Raw genomic sequence first — 17,588 nt, 5'->3', positions numbered from 1 at the left:
CACAATTTCCTCCATAGACGATTCCGCGCCGAGATCATGACTCTCCTGTACGAACAGCCACCTGCTGAAATTTTGACGCCCGAGCAACAACTCGAACTGGACATGGCGCTCGTGTTGCAAACGGCGCTCGAGCATCACCACAAGGGCGAGTTCGACGATGCGCAAGCGCTGTATCGTGTCATTCTCGATGCCACGCCGAATCGCGCCGACGTGATGTACAACCTCGGCGTGCTGCTCGGTCAGACGAAGCGCGTAGCAGACGCGTTGCCGCTCTTCGAGCAATGTCTCGGGCTGCAACCGCATAACGGCCAGTACTGGGCGGCTTACATCAGCGCGCTGATCGACGCAGGCGAAACTGCCGCTGCGTGGCTGGCGCTCGAGATGGGCCAGAAGCAGGGTTTGAGCGGCCCGGCGGTGGACGGCCTGATCGTTCGCATGGCGAATCCGGGTCAGACGGTGCAAATGTTTCCCGTGGCGACGGAAAAACCGCACTCTCCGGAAGCCGCGTCGCCGCAAGATACGCCGGCCGCCAGAACGAACATCGCCGCGGGACGCCGCATCAGCCAGCAGGAAACCAATCGCTTCACGTCGCTGTATAACAAAGGCAATATCGCCGACGCGGTCAAGCTCGCTGAGTCGCTGACGCAGCGCTTTCCTGCCGACGGCAACTCATGGCGCTGGCTGGGTATCGCGCTGCACCGTCAGGGCCGCTACGACGACGCGCTCGCGCCATTGCGAAAAGCCGCCGAACTCATCCCCGAGGAGCTGGAAACCCGCACGGTACTCGCGGATACGCTGCGCCTGAAAAATAAGCTTGCAGAGTCGGAGCGGGAATGCCGTGCGATCGTCGCGATCAATCCCGACAACACCGAAGCGCAGCGCATTCTTGGCATCGTGCTGGTTCATCAGGGACGCGTCGCCGAAGGCCTCGCCGCCTCGCGGCGGGCAATCGAACTGGCACCCAACAACGCGTCCGTGCATAGCTCGCTCGGCGTGCTTCAGCTCGATCTCGGTCTGGTTGAGGAGGCAGAGCAATCGTTCCGCACCGCGCTGCAAAAGGATCCGAAAGACGCCATCGCGGCGAACAACTATCTGTTCGCGCTATCGCACAACCCCGCGATCCAGCACGACAAGCTGTTCGCCGAGCACACCGCTTTTGCGCGTCAACACGAAGACCCGGTGCGCGCGCAATGGCCGAATCATTCGAACAAGCGTTCGCCGGATCGCAAGCTGAAGATCGGCTTCGTTTCAGGCGATCTGTTCCGCCACGCCGTCGCGTCGTACCTGCTGCCTATCATGGAGCATCTCGCCAAGGACGATAGCCTGTCCTTGCATGTGTACAGCAACCACGTCGCCGAAGACGACTACACGCAATTGCTGCGCGACTGCGCCGACTCGTGGCAGCAGATCACTGGCATGCCGGACGCGGAACTGGCCAACAAGATCCGCAACGAACGCATCGACATTTTGTTCGATCTCTCCGGGCACACGGGCCGCAACCGTCTGCTGACTTTCGTGCGCAAACCGGCACCGGTCCAGGTGACATGGATGGGTTATCCGGGCACCACCGGCCTGAGCGCAATGGACTACTACCTGGTGGACAAATACGGCGTCCCGTTCGGCGCGCCGGAAAGTCAGTTCTCCGAGAAGATCGTCCATCTGCCGTCGAGCGCGACGTTCCTCCCCGAGAAGAGCGCGCCGCCGGTCAACATTCTGCCGGCCATGCATAACGGCCACATTACGTTCGGCAGTTTCAACCGGCTGAACAAACTGCGCCGCGATGTGATCGCCTTGTGGGCGGAATTGCTGCGCGCGCTACCGAACGCAAAGATGCTCCTGGGCGCCATCGCCACCGATGACGACGAACAGATGCTGATCGACTGGTTCACTGCCGAAGGCATCGACCGCGAGCGCCTCGCCTTCCGCCGTCGCTCGAGCATTCCGGTGTATCTGCAACAGCATTTTCACGTCGACATCTGCCTCGACACATTTCCGTACACGGGTTCCACCACGGTGCTGAACTCGCTGTGGATGGGCGTACCGACGTTGACGATCGCAGGCAACACGCTGGCGAGCCGCGCCGGCACGACATGGATGTCACACGTCGGTCTCGAACAATTCGTCGTCGCGAACAAGGAAGAGTTCGTGGCGCGCGGCGCGTCGCTGGCGTCCGACATTCCCGCACTCGCCGAAATCCGCACGAGCCTGCGCGAACGCTGCGCTGCGTCAGCAGCGTTCCGCCCGGATGTGGTCGCAGCGGGCGTCTCGCGCGCGTTGCGCATCATGTGGCAACGCTGGTGCGCCGGCGAGTCCGCCACTGCCTTTGAAGTTTCGATGGACGACATCGGCGGTGCGGTCAATCAGGCGCCGGCGTTGGCAGATAAAGGGGACACGAAGTGAACGCACCTTTGCCGCTGCGCGCGGTCGAGCCGCAGGCCGATGAGCGAATCTATGTCACTCAGCCTCATCTTGCGCCGCTCGAAGAGTTCATCCCTTATTTGCGCCAGATCTGGGAGAGCAAGGTACTCACCAACGGTGGCCCGTTTCACCAGCAATTCGAAAACGAGCTATGCAAGTATCTCGGCGTGCGACACCTTTCGCTGTTCACGAACGGCACGCTCGCGCTGCTCACCGCGCTTCAGGCGTTGCGCGTGACGGGCGAAGTAATCACGACGCCTTATTCGTTCGTAGCGACCGCGCATTCGCTAGTGTGGAACGGCATCAAACCGGTTTTTGTCGACGTCGATCCGGACACGCTGAACCTCGATGCCGCGAAGATCGAAGCCGCCATCACGCCGCAGACCACCGCGATCATGCCGGTGCATTGTTACGGCAGGCCGTGCGACGTCGAGGCCATCCAGAAGATCGCCGATAACTACAACCTGAAAGTGATCTACGACGCCGCGCACGCATTCGGCGTGCAGACCGACACGGGCAGCGTGCTCGAGCATGGTGATCTGGCGGTGCTGAGCTTTCACGCCACCAAGGTGTTCAACACCTTCGAAGGCGGCGCGATTGTTTGCCAGGACGCCAAGACAAAGCAGCGCATCGACCACCTCAAGAACTTCGGTTTCGTCGACGAAGTGACCGTGGTGGCGTCGGGCATCAACGGCAAGATGAGTGAGATCAACGCCGCGTTCGGCCTGTTGCAGTTGCAGCACATCGACGGAGCGCTCGCGCGCCGCGCGCAGATCGACGCGATCTATCGCGAGCGGCTTCGCGACATTCCCGGCATTCGTTGCTTGCCGAAAGGCGGCGAAAAGGTGGCAAATCACTCGTACTTTCCGATTCTCGTGGGGCCGGAATTTCCCGTGAGCCGCGACGTGCTGTACCAGAAGTTCCGCGACCACGACATCTACGCGCGCCGCTACTTCTACCCGCTGATTTCCGATTTTCCGATTTATCGCGGGCTTCCGTCCGCGCGTAGAGAAAATCTGCCTGTCGCCCATGCGGCCGCGCAACAGGTGCTGTGTCTGCCGATTTTCCCGGCACTCACCGACGGCATGCTCGATCGCATCATCGGCATCATCGCGGATTGCCGGTCATGACTTCCTCGATTCGATCGAGCCCGGTGCAGGCGCGCATCCTCGATATCGCCGGGTACCTGCCGGAGCAGGTCCTTACGAACGAAGAGCTTGCGGCGCTTTATCCCGAATGGTCGGCGGACAAGATCCTGGCCAAGACCGGCATTCGCCAGCGGCACATCGCATCGGTCGGACAAACCGCTGCGGACCTCGCGTACGAAGCAGCACGCAACCTCTTCGCCCAGAACGCGGTGAGCGCGCAGGACATCGATTTCGTGATTCTGTGTACGCAGGCGCCTGATTACGTGCTGCCGACTTCCGCCTGCCTGTTGCAGGACCGGCTCGGCATTGCAACCCACGCGGGCGCGCTCGACATTAATCTCGGTTGCTCGGGCTATGTGTACGGGCTTTCGCTCGCCAAGGGCCTCGTCGAAACCGGCGCTGCGCGGTGCGTGCTTCTGCTGACTGCCGACACCTATTCGAAATACGTCCATCCGCTCGACAAGAGTGTGCGCACCCTGTTCGGCGACGGCGCGAGCGCGACAGCGATCATTGGCTCGACAGACGGCAACGGGTCGATCGGCCCATTCGTGTTCGGCACCGACGGCCGTGGCGCGGGCAACCTGATCGTCAAAGCGGGACTGTTTCGCGAGCCGAAAAGCGTCGGTAGCGCAATCGAGAAAGAAGACGCGTCCGGCAATGTGCGCACGGACGAGCATCTGTACATGAACGGCGCAGAGGTGATGGCGTTCTCGCTTTCGGAAGTGCCCAAAGCAGCGACGTCGCTGCTTGAGAAGGCTGGCGTAGACCGCGAGGAAATCGACTTCTTCGTGCTGCATCAGGCGAACCGTTTCATGCTCGAAGCGCTGCGAAAAAAAATGAAGGTGCCGGAGACCAAATTTCCGATCGTCATGGAGCAATGCGGCAACACCGTGTCATCTACGGTTCCGCTCGCGCTGAAACAGATGAAGGACGACGACATGCTGCGGCATGGCAGTCGATTGATGTTGTTGGGCTTTGGCGTCGGCTACTCATGGGCCGGCTGCCTTGTAAATTACTAGTAGGAGCAGACATGGAACACTTTTACGAAGGGATGGCCGAAATCCTCGAGATCGACGCAAGCCTCGTTACGCCGGAGCTCGATTTACACGAACACAACTGGGATTCGCTCGCGGTGGTATCGACGATTGCGCTCGTCGACGACTGCTTCAACGTGATGTTGAGCGGCCAGGCGCTGAATAACTGCAACACCATTGCCGATATCGAAGCGCTGATCAGCACCGCGAAGAAGGCAGCCTAAGGAGTCAAGCATGAGCTCGCCGGACTTCATCGCAGGCCGAGAATTACGCACGCAATGCGCCCGCATTGCAGGTGTGGTGTCGTGCGTGCCGTCAAAGCAGGTGGATAACGACCACTTTGCGGAAAGGTTCGACGCGTCGGCCGTCCGTGATGTCGTCAAGATGATTGGCGTGAACCGGCGCCGTTGGGCAGACGCGCAAACAAGCGCCGGGGACCTGTGCCGCAAGGCCGGCGAAAAGTTGCTGGCCGGACTCGGCTGGCAGGCGGACTCCATCGACGCGCTAATCTTCGTTTCGCAAACGCCCGATTACCGCTTGCCCGGCACGGCCTTCGCGTTGCAGGCGGATTTGGGTCTACCGGTTTCGTGCCTCGCGCTGGATATCAATCTGGGTTGCTCGGGCTATCCACAGGCGCTGTGGCTCGGCATGAACCTGATTCAGACCGGCGCGGCGAAACGCGTTCTGCTGGCGGTAGGCGACACCATCAGCAAGCTGGTCGATCCGGCCGACCGCTCCACTGCGTTGCTGTTCGGCGACGCCGGCACAATGACCGCGCTGGAAGCATCGCAAAGCGATGCGGCCGCGCATTTCATCATCGGCGCGGACGGCAAGGGCGTGCGCAATCTGATCGTGCCCTCGGGCGGCTTCAAGTCTTACGACACAGCCGCCGACGAACGCATGGCGGGCAAATCGGCGGAATGCCTTTTCATGGACGGCGGCGAAATCTTCAATTTCACGCTAAACGCAGTGCCGAAGCTGGTTGCGCGCACACTCGAAATTGCCGGCCGCGACAAGGCAACTTACGACGCGTTCCTGTTCCATCAGGCCAATCTGTTCATGCTCAAGCATCTGAGCAAGAAGGCCGGGCTGCCGGCCGAGCGCGTTCCGACCAATATCGGTGAGTACGGCAACACGAGCTGCGCGTCGATTCCGCTGCTAATGACGACCGAGCTGAGAAACCGCTTGAAAGAAGAAACGCTGCAACTGGGCATGTTCGGCTTTGGCGTCGGCTATTCGTGGGCATCGGCGGCGCTCGATGTCGGGCCGCTGGCTATCGTGGACACCATCGAAACATGACTCTCTTCTCAAAAGACTGCCTCGCCGGCGGTCTCTACCTCGTCACCGGCGCGTCGTCCGGCATCGGCCAGGCGAGTGCGGCACTGATCGCAAGCCTGGGCGGACGCGTGATTGCCGCTGGGCGCGACGACGCCCGTCTGCAGGCGACGCTCGCCGGCCTCGAAGGAAGTGGTCACGCTACGGCCGCCGCATCGCTCAATGACGCCGATCAGACCGCAGAATGGCTGGGCCAGCTAGCGGAGACGCACGGCACGTTTGCCGGCGCGTTTCATGCAGCCGGCGTCGAGTTGATCCGTCCCGCGAAGCTCACGAAGCAGGAACAACTGGAACACGTGTTCGGCAGCAGCCTTTATGCGGCGTTCGGCATTGCTCGCGCGGCCAGTAAGAAGAACGTGATCGCGAATGGCGGCTCGCTGGTTTTCATGTCGTCGGTGGCGGGGTCGACCGGCCAGGCAGGCATGACGGCCTATTCCGCAGCCAAGGCGGCCATCGACGGAATGGTTCGCTCGCTCGCATGCGAAATGGCTCCGCGCAACATTCGCGTCAACTCGATCGCGGCTGGCGCGGTACATACCGCGATGCATGACCGCCTGACGAGCGGCAGCCCCGACGAAGCGTTGGCCGCTTACGAAAAGAGCCATCTGCTCGGTTTCGGCGAAGCGGGCGACGTTGCACAGTCCGCGCTGTTTCTGCTGAGCGGTGCGAGCCGCTGGATCACTGGCACGACGCTCGTCGTCGACGGCGGATACAAGGTCCGGTGATGACGAAACGATTGATCGTGGCCGGCTGCGGCGCCTTCGCACGCGAGCTGATCAACTGGGCGCAAGATGCGGCGGACGCGGGCAGCGGCCCCGCCATCAGCGCTTTTCTCGACGCCAGTCCGGCAGCCCTGGAAGGTTATCCGTACCAGCTCGAATGGCGTGGCGACATCGACGACTATCGCGCGCAGGATGGCGAAGCCGTCGTAGTCGCCATCGGCGATCCTGCAGCCAGGCGAGACGTGGTCGCGCGTCTGCGCGAACGTGGCGCCGTGTTCGCGACGCTCGTGCATCCTCGCGCTGTCGTCGCGCGCTCCGCCGTTTTGGGCGAAGGCGTGGTGATATGTCCTCAGGCGGTGATCTCGGCTGACGCCCAGGTGGGCGATTTCGTCGCGATCAACGTGCTGTCGAGCGTCGGCCATGACGTCAAGCTCGGCGCTTACTCGACGCTGAGTTCGCACGTGGATCTAACCGGCTATGTACAAACCGGCGAAGGCGTGTTCTTCGGCAGCGGCGCGAAGATTCTGCCCAAGGTCAAGATCGGCGCGCGCGCGAAAGTAGGTGCCGGCGCAATCGTTATGCGCTCTGTGCCGGAAGACGCCGTGCTATACGCCGCTCCGGCCAGGAGGCTGTGAGATGACACTGGATCAGCTCCTGTTCGATGAATACTGGCATCTGGCATGTCATCGCCGCGAGCTTGCCAACGACGGCGATTTCATCAAGTTCGACGGCGCGTCGGGCGAAGTCGTGCTCTTCAACGATAACGGCGAACTCGTCGCGTTCGACAATGTGTGTCCCCACCGTGGCGCGCGGATCTACACGGACGCGCACGGCAATCGGCCCGCAACCTGCGGCTATCACGGCTGGACGTATAAGAACGGCAGCGTCATCGTGCCAGAAAGGCAGCGCTTCAAGGCTTGCGACATCGACCGCGCACGATTCGCCACGTTAAAGGTGGATTGGTGCGGCGATTTCGTGTTCTTCGCCGTCAGGCCGCGCATGGGCTTATACGAACAGCTGGGAAGGACGGCTGAAATTCTCGAGAACATTTCTTTCAATGTGGATCGCCGCGTCGATCTGAACCGTTACGACTACGAGTGCTATTGGCCGCTCGCGGTGGAGAATGCGCTGGAGCCGTATCACATTGCGGCCGTCCACACGCAAACGCTTGCCACATTGCAACTTGCCGACGGCGAAAATGTGTTCGACGGCGCTAACTCGATCTGGTACGCGCCGCTCGGAAATTCGCGCGTGGCGAGCCAATTGAGCCGTCTGCGCAAGCTGTTCGACATCGACTACCAGTACGAGGGATATATGAGCGTGTATATCTTCCCGTTCACGATGATTTCCTCGACGTACGGTTACTCGTATTCGCTGCAAAACTTTTTCCCGTCTTCGAATGGCTCGGACCGTACGCACTTCACGAGCCGTCTGTATGCATCGAATACCGCGAATGCAAATGCCGTGCAAATGCTCGGTTCGTTCTTCGAATCGACTATCCGGATGAACCGCCAGGTGTTCCAGGAAGACCACGAAGTTTGCAAGCTGCTTCCCAAAGAAAGCTGGTCGAGCAATGCGCTTCGCTTTGCCTCCGATGCAGAGGCGAAGATCGACCATTTCAGGCAATCGTGCCGGGCGTTGAGCAAAGCGCGTGTTGCCGTACCGCACCAGATTCAAACATCGATCGACGAAGACCTTTCGCCTTGCACGGCCCGCACTGTCGATTGAAGCCTATACCCAGCGAGAGTTCACTATGGCCACGCCATCAAAGTTCGACAACGACACGTTCCCACTCACCCGGGAACATATGGATGCCTTCGTGCGGCGGACCGCCGACCGGCTTTCGAAAGAGACGGGCAAACTGCTCGAAGTCGGCCCGCAGGACCGCTCACTGGTGCGCCAGTGCTTCACGAATTTCAGCGTCGATACGTTCGACGTAGTCGACACCTATAAGCCGACGATCGTCGGCGACATTACCAGGGTCAACGCGGCGATTCCAGAAAGCGCGTACGACGTGGTGGTCTGCATGGATGTGATCGAACACACGCTCAATCCATTCGATACCGTCAAAGAGATTCGCCGCATTCTCAGGCACGAAGGCCACCTGATGATTTCCGCGCCGCTGAACTGGCGCATTCACGGACCGTCGCCGGATTGCTGGCGCATTACCGAGCACGGCTGGAACGTTCTGCTGCGCGACTTCGACATCGTCGAAATAGACATTCTGGAATCGCCGGGGCGAGAGCTCTTTCCGCTGAAGTACAACGTCCTCGCGAAGTGCAACAAATTCAAAAACACGCAGGATAACGAACTGACGTTCCGGTTCATTTAGAGTTCGGACATGAAAAAAATTCCGGCATCCGTCGAGGCGGTGATCGATCAGATCGCTTCCGATACGTTCAATCCCGACGTATTCAAACAGACCGGCGTATTCGTGATGCGCAATGCGATTCCGCAAGCCGTGGTGCAGGAATGGCAAGCGGAATGGCAGACATTCTATGATGCGCAACTGGCCGAAAACCGCGCCGTCAACAAGGCAAATCCCGTTTCCCTCACGGAACAATTGCCGCCGAAGCTAGCCGTAATGTACAAGGAGCCGGCTTTCGCCAAGGTCTGCACACAGGTCTTTGGCGAGCATGTGGCGCTGTATAACCACCGCTTCGTGATAAAGGATAAGTTCAGTTCGAACAAGGTGTTTCTGCATCAGGATAGCTGCTATCACCTTGGCAACCTCAATAAGTGCAGCCTGTTCGTGCCGCTTAGCGACGTGAAGGCGGAGAACGGCGGCATGACGTTTTACGCGGGTTCGCACAAGCTGGGCGTGCTCGGCGACGCAGGAGAAATCAATCCTGACAGTTTCGATTTCGAATGGCCGAAAATCACACCCGAATTGAGTCCGGGCGACTTCGTGATCATGAACAGCGCGCTGTGGCATGAGTCCGGCCCGAACGTATCGGGCATTAACCGCATTATGGCCGACACGATCGTGCAACCCGCGGACGATCCTACCGGCAAGGATCTGCTCTGCGGCGAATGGCAGACCGACATCTTCTATTCGACGACGAACTACATCCGCTTTTTCGCGAATTCGCGCGTGTTAAAGCTCATCAAGTACGAGAAGGAGCGCGCTGCCGCAGCAGCGTGACTGACGGTTCACGGTTCGTCGGCTGAAGCGCCGCGCCTGAAGCACCGCGCTCGAATGTCGATGACGCGTCCGGATGGCGCGGCGCGCGGCGGCCGTCACCACCCAGCGCTCGCCATACGCGCTGGTCAGCGATTCAACGTGATCGCCAGATAAGTCGCATACAGCGCGCCGCACACAAGCAGCGCCCACACCGGCGCCCCACGCTCCCGCGCATTGAGCCGAAGCCAGGCGGCCGCGGCGAGCGTGATGACGATGCCCGTCACGACCTCGATGCGCGGCGTCCACGGCGTCAACAGAATGCCGATCGCCGGTAGCAACGTGCCCTGAAACACCATCGCGCCGGTGATGTTGCCGATCGCCAGCGTGTCCTTGCCACGGCGAATCCACAGAATACTGTTCACCTTTTCCGGCAATTCGGTGGCGATCGGGATGATCAGCAAGGACAGCAGCAACGGCGACACGCCGAACGCCTCCGAGACGCCCCGCACGCCGTGGATGAAGCCCTCGGCGCCCCATACCAGCAAGGCGACCGCGAGCGCGAGCTGGATCGCGATGGTCGCGAGATTGATCGGCACGCCGAGGCGCGCGAGCATCATCTTGCCGGGCGCCTCGGTGCCGTGGCCGGCATCGACGAGGCCGTTCGACGCGCGGAACGTCGCCACGACATAGGCGACATACACGCCGACGAGCGCGATGCTGAACAGCACGCGCACAATTCTCTGCTCGTGCGGCACGTACATGGCGGCGGCCGCCAGCAGGAACGCGAAGAGGAAATAGTTGAGGTCGCGCGTGAAGCCCGACCGCTCCGGCGCGACACGTCCGCCGATGCCGCGCGAGCGCAGGACTGCGAGCGTCATCAGAAAAGTGGACAGCGTAGAAAGCATCAGCGGCGCGCCGAGGATTGCGCCGACGCCGATTTCCTCGTTGACGGCATGATCAGCCGTGCCGCCGATGATCGCGATCAGCGGCACCAGCGTCTCGGGCAACGCGGTGCCGACTGCCGCGAACAGCGAGCCGGTGACGCCTTCGGAGATTTTGAGGCGCTCGCCGAGATGTTCGAGCGCGTTGGTGAAAAGCTCGGCCGCCACCAGAATGACGACCAGCATGATGGCCAGTTCGATGAGAAGACCGGTCATGCGCGGCTCCATGCATCGATGGGGAACGCGCGGCGCGGCACATGGCGCAGGAGGAAACTGGGCAGGGGACAACGTGATTTCACAGCGGCTCCGCGGTCGGACGTAAGACGAACCCATGACGCACCGCGACCCGTCCGACCAGAACGAAGCAGTGCGCCAATGGTCTCGCCAAACCGACCCGGTCGAACGCGCCATGACCCGTCAGGCCAAGTATGTTGACGCGCTCTCCTTCATACGATGCGTGAAGGAAGGCTACTCCCCAGTGACCGGGGGATTCTAGCGGGACTGGGCGGAGCGGACAAGCGTTGGGGATGATGCGGGAAATGGCGCGGGAAATCGGACGGGCTGAAAATAAAAAAGGGCTTAGGCGTGGTGGCCTAGCCTAAACCCTGGATTCGGAGCCAATGTTTATTGGTGCGCCCGGCTGGGATCGAACCAGCAACCCCTGCCTTCGGAGGGCAGTACTCTATCCATTGAGCTACGGGCGCTTTCACACAAGAAACGCGAAAGCGCGGCAATCTGAGCGAATGCGGCGCCAAAGCGAGACCGAAAGGATACCCGGTTTCCGCCATACCGTCCACCGAACGGCGTCCGGCGCCTTTTCCGCCGCTCTCGCGCGCCCTCGCGCCACTTCGCGCGATGCGGGTAAACGCCTGCTGAACAGCACGCCGCGCCCCTCGCCGCCGTCGAAAGCTTGCGTCTATAATCGTCCGTGGCCGATCAAGAACAAGAAGTTGCCGTCGCGCTGTACCGCTCACATACCCACGGAGACGAGACAAGCATGAGCGAAGCACCACACGGAGCCCCGATCAAAACCCCTGGACAGCTCATCGCCGCGGTCATCGCCGGGTTTGCTGTGCCGATCATCATCATCGTTCTGCTGGCTTACTACGTCGACAATTCGACGCGCACCGGCGCCGGCACCGACAGCCTCTCCGAAGCCGAGGTCACTGCCCGCATCAAGCCCATCGCTCAGATCGACATTCGCGACGCCAACGCGCCGCGCGTCTACAAGACCGGCGAAGAGGTCTACAAGGCGGTCTGCTCGGCCTGTCACGCGTCGGGGGCGGCAGGCGCGCCTAAATTCACCAATACCGCCGACTGGGCGCCGCGCATCTCACAAGGCTTCGACACGCTGTTGCACACGGCGCTCACCGGCAAAGGCGCGATGCCGCCGCGCGGCGGCACGAGCCCTGACGACTACAGCGACTTTGAAATTGCCCGCGCAGTGACCTACATGGCGAACAATTCCGGCGCGAGCTTCGCTGAACCGGCGCAACCGGCCTCAGGCGCGGCGGCTGCGTCCGGCGCTGCTGCCGCTTCGGGCGCGTCCGGCGCAACAGCCGGCGGCGCTTCCGACGCAGGCGCGGCCCAGGCCGCCGCAGCGATGGCGGCAATGGCGAGCGTTCCGCAAACCGCGGCGCCCGCAGCCGGCGCCACGCAAAGCGCGGATGCATCGCAAGCGGGCAAGGCCTTGTATCAGCAGGTCTGCCAGGCATGTCACGCTGCCGGCGTGCTGAATGCACCCAAGTTCGGCGACAAGGCAGCTTGGGCGCCGCGTCTGAAGGAGCCGATGGACACCGTCTACAATTACGCGCTACACGGCAAGGGCGCAATGCCGCCCAAAGGCGGCTCCAACGCCTCCGACGCCGATGTGAAGGCCGCCGTCGATTACATGGTCAGCGCCGCGAAGTAACGCGCAGCCCTGGCGCGCAAAGACTTGCGGGCGCCGCTTGCCGGGCACCGTTCGCCGCGCGCCTCGAATCCCTGCACCGCAGTCGCGGTGCAGGGATTTTTTCATGCTCGACGGATTCAGATGGGTAGGTACTTGCTGTCAGGCGCGTCGACGGGACCGGCGAACGCGGCGACAAATGCGAGCGCTGGCTTACTCCGCGCAAACTCTGTGAAGCGCGCGTGCAATTCGGCCGGCGCGAGCCACGGATAGCTCAAGCCTTCCTGCAACGCATCGAGCAACGCGCCATCGGCGTCCGGTACGACGTCCATGCGTTCGATGTGGATATGAAAGCGGTTGACGGCGGGCGTGTCATCGAAACTCCAGCGATACACGCCGTGGCCCACGCGCAGGGCGCCCGCCGCCGGTTCACGCATCAGCACGAGCCACGGCAACGCGTCGATCGCACCGTCGCGTACCGTCAGCGAGTCGCACACGTAATACGTGCGGCAACGCGTGTATGTCGCGCCAAAATCGGTGACGAGCGTCTTCGTGATCGCGTCGATGCCGACAGTGCGCGCGGGAAACGCGATCGCCGATGTCGCAAGAGAAATGGTGAGCTCGGCGTCGGCAGCAAACGCATCGGACATGCGTTGCGCGTGCGTGTTGTCTTTCGCGTCGATGTAGGCTTCGAGGGCGCGTGTGTACGGCGCGAGCGTCGACGAGGTCATGCGGGCGGTCTCCGGTTGGCGTGCTCGATGGTGCGGGAACGTGCAACGAACCAGCCGCGCCACTGTAGCGCGCCTGTCTGCCGAAACCGTCGAAGCACCTCAGGTCAGCGGGGTCTTACCGACGCACGCGCCAACCTCACCTTCAAGGCTTCTGCAACAGCGCCTTCAAACTCGCAAGCCGGTCTTTCGGCGACATCGGCGCCTCTTCGGGCGTCGGCGGCGGCGCATCGTCGAGCAACATTTCGGGGATGAACCGCGACGGCTCGCACACCACCGTCTCCCGCGCGCGCTTGCGCTTCTTGCACCAGTTCAGATGCAGGCTGCGCTGCGCCCGCGTGATCGCGACATACATCAGGCGGCGCTCTTCCTCGATACGCGCGTCGTCGACCGGTTCGTCGTCGGCGCCGCCGCGATGCGGCATGATGCCTTCTTCGACGCCCACCAGAAACACATGCGGATATTCGAGTCCCTTCGACGCATGCACGGTCGAGAGTCGCACGGCGTCCGGGTCTTCCTCGCGACCTTCGAGCATCGACATCAGCGCGACCGTCTGGATCAAACCCAGTAGATTCTTACCGGCGTCGCTAAAGCCGTCCGCCGTGTCGTAGCCGGTTGCCTCGCCGTTGGCCGAACCAGCCGAGCCAGCCGCGCTCTCCGGCTCAGCCTTCGTGCCCTTGCGTTTCAACCATTCGATGAACTCCAGCACGTTCTGCCATTTCGCTTGCGCCTGCCGTTCGTCGAACGCATCGTAGAGATACGCTTCGTAGTGGATCGCGTCCATCAACTCGTCGAGCAGCGTGCCCGCCGCATCCTTTTCGGCGCGATCCGTGAGGCGCTGCATGAAGTCGCAGAAGACGCGCATGGGTTCGATCTGGCGTGGCGACAAACGCGCCTCGATGCCGCCCATATATACCGCTTCGAACAGCGACACCTTCGCCTGGCCCGCGAACGAGCCAAGCGCTTCGAGCGTCGTGTTACCCACACCGCGACGCGGCGTCGTGATCGCGCGGATGAACGCGGGGTCGTCGTTCGCGTTCGCGATCAGGCGCAGGTACGCGCAGATATCCTTGATCTCGGCTTTGTCGAAGAACGACTGGCCGCCGGACAACACATACGGAATCCGCTCGCGACGCAGCACCTGTTCGAAGATGCGCGCCTGGAAGTTCCCGCGATAGAGAATCGCGTAATCGCGGAAACTCGCGCGCCGCTCGAACTTGTGCGCGGACAGACGAAACACCACGGACTCGGCCTCGTGTTCTTCGTCGTTGCAGGGCGTGACGGTGATCGAATCGCCCATACCGTGCTCGGACCACAGTTTCTTTTCGAAGAGCTTCGGGTTGTTCGCGATCACGTTGTTCGCAGCCGTGAGAATGCGCACCGTCGAGCGATAGTTCTGCTCTAGCTTGATCACATGCAGCTTCGGAAAATCCTTGCCGAGTTGCGCGAGATTTTCGAGCGTCGCGCCGCGCCAGCCGTAGATGGCCTGATCGTCGTCGCCCACGGCCGTGAAGGCCGCGCGCGGGCCAGCGAGTTGCTTCAGCAATTCATACTGACAAGCGTTGGTGTCCTGATACTCGTCGATCAACAGATAGCGCAGCTTGTTTTGCCAGCGGTCGCGCACCTGCTCGTTGTTCGCGAACAGTTCGGCGGGCAGACGGATGAGATCGTCGAAATCGACCGCCTGGTAGGCGTGCAGCGTCGCCACATAGTTGCGATAGACGATCGCTGCCTGGTGCTCGTCTTCATTCGCGGCAATCGCGATTGCCTGTTCGGGCATGATGAGCCCGTTTTTCCACAGCGAAATGATCGACTGGATCTTGCGGATAAAGCCCTTGTCCGTCGAGCCGACTTGCTCCTGGATCATGCCGAAGCAGTCGTCGGAATCCATGATCGAGAACTGCGGCTTGAGGCCGACATGTTCCGCTTCCTGCCGCAGAATCTGCACGCCGAGCGAGTGAAACGTGCAGACCGTCAACTGATTGACGGGCACTTTGCGGCCTTCCTTGCCCGGCGTGGTCAGCGTCTTGCCTTCGAGCAGTTTGCCCACGCGCTCGCGCATTTCGGCGGCGGCTTTGTTCGTGAACGTGACGGCCGCGATGTGACGCGGCTCGAAGCCCTTTGCCTCGATCAGGTGCGCGATTTTCTGCGTGATCACGCGCGTCTTGCCGCTACCTGCGCCGGCAAGCACCAGACACGGCCCGTCAAGATAACGGACCGCTTCATTTTGAGCGGGGTTCAGGCCTGCGGACATCGTCTGTGGGTGGGTAGTGCGGTTGAAAAGCGGCTGTTCAGACGGAGTTCTCGTCACGCGCCGTTTGAAGCGGCGCTCGAGGCGCCGCAGATAGTATTGCCGGTCGCGAAGCCGGCGACATACCGCGCGGCGGCTGTTGCCGGAACGCAGGTTACGCATGCTGTGAAGCCAGTCAGGCGCACCTCGGTTCGCGCGAGAGGAGCGATGTTAACACGGATGAAATCGGCGGATAAATTCGGCCGACGAATCCCGCGGACGAAACCGGCGTCCGCCATGTCGCGCACAAAAGGCGGTGCATTGAAGCACGGCGCAACGTCTCAATCCCCGTCCCGCCCATGCCACAATGACGGCGTTGCGCGCCGCCGCCGCGGTGGCAAAGCGGCGCGCCGTTTTTGCAGGAAGACACGCATGTCCGCATCGCTGAAAATTGGATTGATGGGTTACGGGTTCGCGGGCGCAACGTTCCATGCGCCGGTGATCGAGCACTGCGGTCGCGCCAGCGTCGCCGCCATCGCGACTGGCAAACCTGAGGTGGCGCTCGCCGACTATCCGCACGCGAAAGTCGTGGCCGACCTCGACGCGCTGCTCTCGCTCGACGAGATCGAGTGCGTGGTGATCGCCACACCCAACGACACGCACTTCGACCTCGCGCGCCGCACGCTCGAAGCAGGCAAGCATGTCGTGATCGACAAGCCGGTCACGCTTAGCGCCGCCGACGCTCGTACGCTCGCCAACATCGCACTCGCGCGGGGCAAGCTGTTCGCGCCGTTTCACAACCGTCGCTGGGACGGCGATTTCATGACCGTGCGCGATCTGCTCGCGAGCAGCGAATTGGGGCGCATCACGCACTACGAATCGCATTTCGACCGTTTCCGACCAGAAGTGCGTCAGCGTTGGCGCGAGGAAGCGTCGCGCGGCGGCGGCTTGCTGTTCGACCTCGGGCCGCATCTGATCGACCAGGCGCTGGCGCTGTTCGGCGCGCCGCAGACGGTGTCTGCCACGGTGCGTGCGCATCGCGATCAGGCGAGCGCGCCTGACTACATGCATATCCAGTTGGGCTACGGCGAATTCGAAGTGATTCTTCACGCGAGCGCACTGACGGCGATCGTCGCGCCGAGGTTCGCGATTCACGGCACGCGCGGCAGTTATGTGAAATACGGGCTCGATACGCAGGAAGACCAGTTGAAAGCCGGCTCGCGGCCGGGCGACGAAGGTTTCGCGGCCGGAAATGCCGCAGGCACGTTGCGCGTGCTGGACGGTGATCGCGAAGCGGAACGCGAATTGCCGACGCGCAATGGCGACTATGTGAGCTTCTACATCGCGCTAGCGGACGCGATCCAGCACGGCGTGAAATTCCCGGTAAGTCCGCAAGATGCCGTCGACGTCATGACGATCATCGAACTCGCGGCGCGCAGTTCCGACGAAGGTATCCGCTTGCCGTTCCAGCGGATTCGCTAAACGGCGTTGCGCGTTCGCGGTTTTGCCGGCGCCAGGCGAAAACGCCGCGCCGGCAAAACTGACAAACCAGAAAGCAATATAACGTTACAAATGCGCCGGCCTTCCGGGTCAGCGCTTGCCTGCCGTGACCCGTTGCAATGCAAGCAGCAACGCAATAATCACAACGATTTCACGGAGAGTCCATGTCACGTTCCATCCGCGCCCTCGCCGCATGCGCATTGCTCAGTTCGCTCGCCGCCTGTGTGGTAGCACCGCAGCCCGAGCCGGCGCCGCGCCCGAGCCCGCAACAGATCGCCGATAAACGTCTGCATCAGGTCGACGGCCGCATCGACAATCTCAGCCGCCGTATCGACAGTCGCGTAAATCAGGGCTATTACCCGCCGCCGCAAGGCGACGACTTGCATCATCGGCTCGATGTGATCCGGCGCGAGGCGCACGACATGGCCGCGCAACACGGCGGCGGCCTGTCCGCCGATGAACAGCGTGTGCTGAACCAGGAACTGGACAGCGCGGCGCACGCGATCGGCGAATAAGGGCA

At 61.9% G+C, this 17,588-nt stretch carries 16 protein-coding genes, 1 tRNA gene and 1 riboswitch; of the genes, 13 read left to right on the top strand and 4 right to left on the bottom strand.

The window, feature by feature from the left end; translation table 11 throughout:
- Positions 1–36 precede the first annotated feature (36 nt).
- The 10 genes from F759_RS0107160 to F759_RS0107115 are packed head-to-tail and all read left to right on the top strand — an operon-like array spanning position 37 to position 9,802.
- Positions 37–2,400 carry a tetratricopeptide repeat protein gene (locus F759_RS0107160; protein ID WP_027799247.1) on the top strand — a complete coding sequence of 788 codons (2,364 nt, stop codon included), beginning with the start codon at positions 37–39 and terminating at the stop codon, positions 2,398–2,400.
- On the top strand, positions 2,397–3,548 hold the full coding sequence (locus F759_RS0107155) for a DegT/DnrJ/EryC1/StrS family aminotransferase (protein ID WP_027799246.1): 1,152 nt from the start codon (positions 2,397–2,399) through the stop codon (positions 3,546–3,548). The genes F759_RS0107160 and F759_RS0107155 overlap by 4 nt, the downstream gene beginning before the upstream one ends.
- Positions 3,545–4,585 carry a ketoacyl-ACP synthase III gene (locus F759_RS0107150; protein ID WP_027799245.1) on the top strand — a complete coding sequence of 347 codons (1,041 nt, stop codon included), beginning with the start codon at positions 3,545–3,547 and terminating at the stop codon, positions 4,583–4,585. The genes F759_RS0107155 and F759_RS0107150 overlap by 4 nt, the downstream gene beginning before the upstream one ends.
- An 11-nt stretch (positions 4,586–4,596) precedes the next feature.
- Complete coding sequence (locus tag F759_RS0107145) at positions 4,597–4,824, top strand: acyl carrier protein (RefSeq protein ID WP_027799244.1); 228 nt, start codon at positions 4,597–4,599, stop codon at positions 4,822–4,824.
- A gap of 10 nt (positions 4,825–4,834) precedes the next feature.
- On the top strand, positions 4,835–5,899 hold the full coding sequence (locus tag F759_RS0107140; RefSeq protein WP_027799243.1) for a ketoacyl-ACP synthase III: 1,065 nt from the start codon (positions 4,835–4,837) through the stop codon (positions 5,897–5,899).
- A complete protein-coding gene (locus F759_RS0107135; RefSeq protein WP_027799242.1) occupies positions 5,896–6,660 on the top strand; it encodes an SDR family NAD(P)-dependent oxidoreductase in 765 nt (254 codons plus the stop codon). The genes F759_RS0107140 and F759_RS0107135 overlap by 4 nt, the downstream gene beginning before the upstream one ends.
- Positions 6,660–7,292, top strand: coding sequence for an acetyltransferase (locus F759_RS0107130; protein ID WP_027799241.1), 633 nt, complete (start codon positions 6,660–6,662; stop codon positions 7,290–7,292). The genes F759_RS0107135 and F759_RS0107130 overlap by 1 nt, the downstream gene beginning before the upstream one ends.
- A gap of 1 nt (position 7,293) precedes the next feature.
- Positions 7,294–8,385, top strand: coding sequence for an aromatic ring-hydroxylating oxygenase subunit alpha (locus F759_RS0107125; protein ID WP_027799240.1), 1,092 nt, complete (start codon positions 7,294–7,296; stop codon positions 8,383–8,385).
- A 25-nt stretch (positions 8,386–8,410) separates the two neighbouring features.
- Positions 8,411–8,989: a class I SAM-dependent methyltransferase gene (locus F759_RS0107120; RefSeq protein WP_027799239.1), complete on the top strand. Its 579-nt coding sequence runs from the start codon at positions 8,411–8,413 to the stop codon at positions 8,987–8,989.
- Between the two features lie 9 nt (positions 8,990–8,998).
- Positions 8,999–9,802, top strand: a complete 804-nt coding sequence (locus F759_RS0107115; RefSeq protein WP_027799238.1) for a phytanoyl-CoA dioxygenase family protein — start codon at positions 8,999–9,001, stop codon at positions 9,800–9,802.
- A 125-nt stretch (positions 9,803–9,927) separates the two neighbouring features.
- Here the strand turns inward: F759_RS0107115 and F759_RS0107110 are convergent, their stop codons facing one another.
- The gene (locus F759_RS0107110; RefSeq protein WP_027799237.1) at positions 9,928–10,938 is read right to left on the bottom strand and encodes a sodium:calcium antiporter; all 1,011 of its coding nucleotides are present in this window, start codon (positions 10,936–10,938) and stop codon (positions 9,928–9,930) included.
- Positions 10,939–11,030: 92 nt separating this feature from the next.
- Positions 11,031–11,211, bottom strand: a riboswitch (yybP-ykoY riboswitch).
- A gap of 139 nt (positions 11,212–11,350) precedes the next feature.
- Positions 11,351–11,426 (bottom strand) — tRNA-Arg (locus F759_RS0107105).
- A gap of 293 nt (positions 11,427–11,719) precedes the next feature.
- On the opposite strand from F759_RS0107105, the gene F759_RS0107100 reads away from it, so the two are divergent.
- The gene (locus tag F759_RS0107100; RefSeq protein WP_027799236.1) at positions 11,720–12,634 is read left to right on the top strand and encodes a c-type cytochrome; all 915 of its coding nucleotides are present in this window, start codon (positions 11,720–11,722) and stop codon (positions 12,632–12,634) included.
- A 116-nt stretch (positions 12,635–12,750) separates the two neighbouring features.
- Here F759_RS0107100 and F759_RS0107095 read toward each other — a convergent pair whose 3' ends face one another.
- Complete coding sequence (locus F759_RS0107095; protein WP_027799235.1) at positions 12,751–13,341, bottom strand: hypothetical protein; 591 nt, start codon at positions 13,339–13,341, stop codon at positions 12,751–12,753.
- Positions 13,342–13,483: 142 nt separating this feature from the next.
- The gene (locus tag F759_RS0107090) at positions 13,484–15,592 is read right to left on the bottom strand and encodes a UvrD-helicase domain-containing protein (RefSeq protein WP_027799234.1); all 2,109 of its coding nucleotides are present in this window, start codon (positions 15,590–15,592) and stop codon (positions 13,484–13,486) included.
- Positions 15,593–16,000: 408 nt separating this feature from the next.
- Between F759_RS0107090 and F759_RS0107085 the strand changes: the two genes are divergently transcribed.
- Together F759_RS0107085 and F759_RS0107080 are read left to right on the top strand one after the other, a co-directional pair.
- On the top strand, positions 16,001–17,050 hold the full coding sequence (locus tag F759_RS0107085; protein ID WP_027799233.1) for an oxidoreductase: 1,050 nt from the start codon (positions 16,001–16,003) through the stop codon (positions 17,048–17,050).
- A 182-nt stretch (positions 17,051–17,232) separates the two neighbouring features.
- A complete protein-coding gene (locus F759_RS0107080) occupies positions 17,233–17,583 on the top strand; it encodes a hypothetical protein (RefSeq protein WP_027799232.1) in 351 nt (116 codons plus the stop codon).
- Positions 17,584–17,588 lie beyond the last annotated feature (5 nt).

The sequence above is a fragment of the Paraburkholderia dilworthii genome, from assembly GCF_000472525.1.
In the GTDB taxonomy this organism is placed as follows: domain Bacteria; phylum Pseudomonadota; class Gammaproteobacteria; order Burkholderiales; family Burkholderiaceae; genus Paraburkholderia; species Paraburkholderia dilworthii.
The sequence above is the reverse complement of the archived record's forward strand: the minus strand, read 5'-3'. Positions and strand labels throughout refer to the sequence as shown.

Coding starts and splice junctions, on each gene's coding strand:
- F759_RS0107145 (WP_027799244.1), top strand. CDS start 4,597: ATGGAACACTTTTACGAAGGGATGGCCGAAATCCTCGAGATCGACGCA.
- F759_RS0107095 (WP_027799235.1), bottom strand. CDS start 13,341: ATGACCTCGTCGACGCTCGCGCCGTACACACGCGCCCTCGAAGCCTAC.
- F759_RS0107125 (WP_027799240.1), top strand. CDS start 7,294: ATGACACTGGATCAGCTCCTGTTCGATGAATACTGGCATCTGGCATGT.
- F759_RS0107090 (WP_027799234.1), bottom strand. CDS start 15,592: ATGTCCGCAGGCCTGAACCCCGCTCAAAATGAAGCGGTCCGTTATCTT.
- F759_RS0107150 (WP_027799245.1), top strand. CDS start 3,545: ATGACTTCCTCGATTCGATCGAGCCCGGTGCAGGCGCGCATCCTCGAT.
- F759_RS0107140 (WP_027799243.1), top strand. CDS start 4,835: ATGAGCTCGCCGGACTTCATCGCAGGCCGAGAATTACGCACGCAATGC.
- F759_RS0107080 (WP_027799232.1), top strand. CDS start 17,233: ATGTCACGTTCCATCCGCGCCCTCGCCGCATGCGCATTGCTCAGTTCG.
- F759_RS0107120 (WP_027799239.1), top strand. CDS start 8,411: ATGGCCACGCCATCAAAGTTCGACAACGACACGTTCCCACTCACCCGG.
- F759_RS0107110 (WP_027799237.1), bottom strand. CDS start 10,938: ATGACCGGTCTTCTCATCGAACTGGCCATCATGCTGGTCGTCATTCTG.
- F759_RS0107115 (WP_027799238.1), top strand. CDS start 8,999: ATGAAAAAAATTCCGGCATCCGTCGAGGCGGTGATCGATCAGATCGCT.
- F759_RS0107135 (WP_027799242.1), top strand. CDS start 5,896: ATGACTCTCTTCTCAAAAGACTGCCTCGCCGGCGGTCTCTACCTCGTC.
- F759_RS0107130 (WP_027799241.1), top strand. CDS start 6,660: ATGACGAAACGATTGATCGTGGCCGGCTGCGGCGCCTTCGCACGCGAG.
- F759_RS0107085 (WP_027799233.1), top strand. CDS start 16,001: ATGTCCGCATCGCTGAAAATTGGATTGATGGGTTACGGGTTCGCGGGC.
- F759_RS0107100 (WP_027799236.1), top strand. CDS start 11,720: ATGAGCGAAGCACCACACGGAGCCCCGATCAAAACCCCTGGACAGCTC.
- F759_RS0107160 (WP_027799247.1), top strand. CDS start 37: ATGACTCTCCTGTACGAACAGCCACCTGCTGAAATTTTGACGCCCGAG.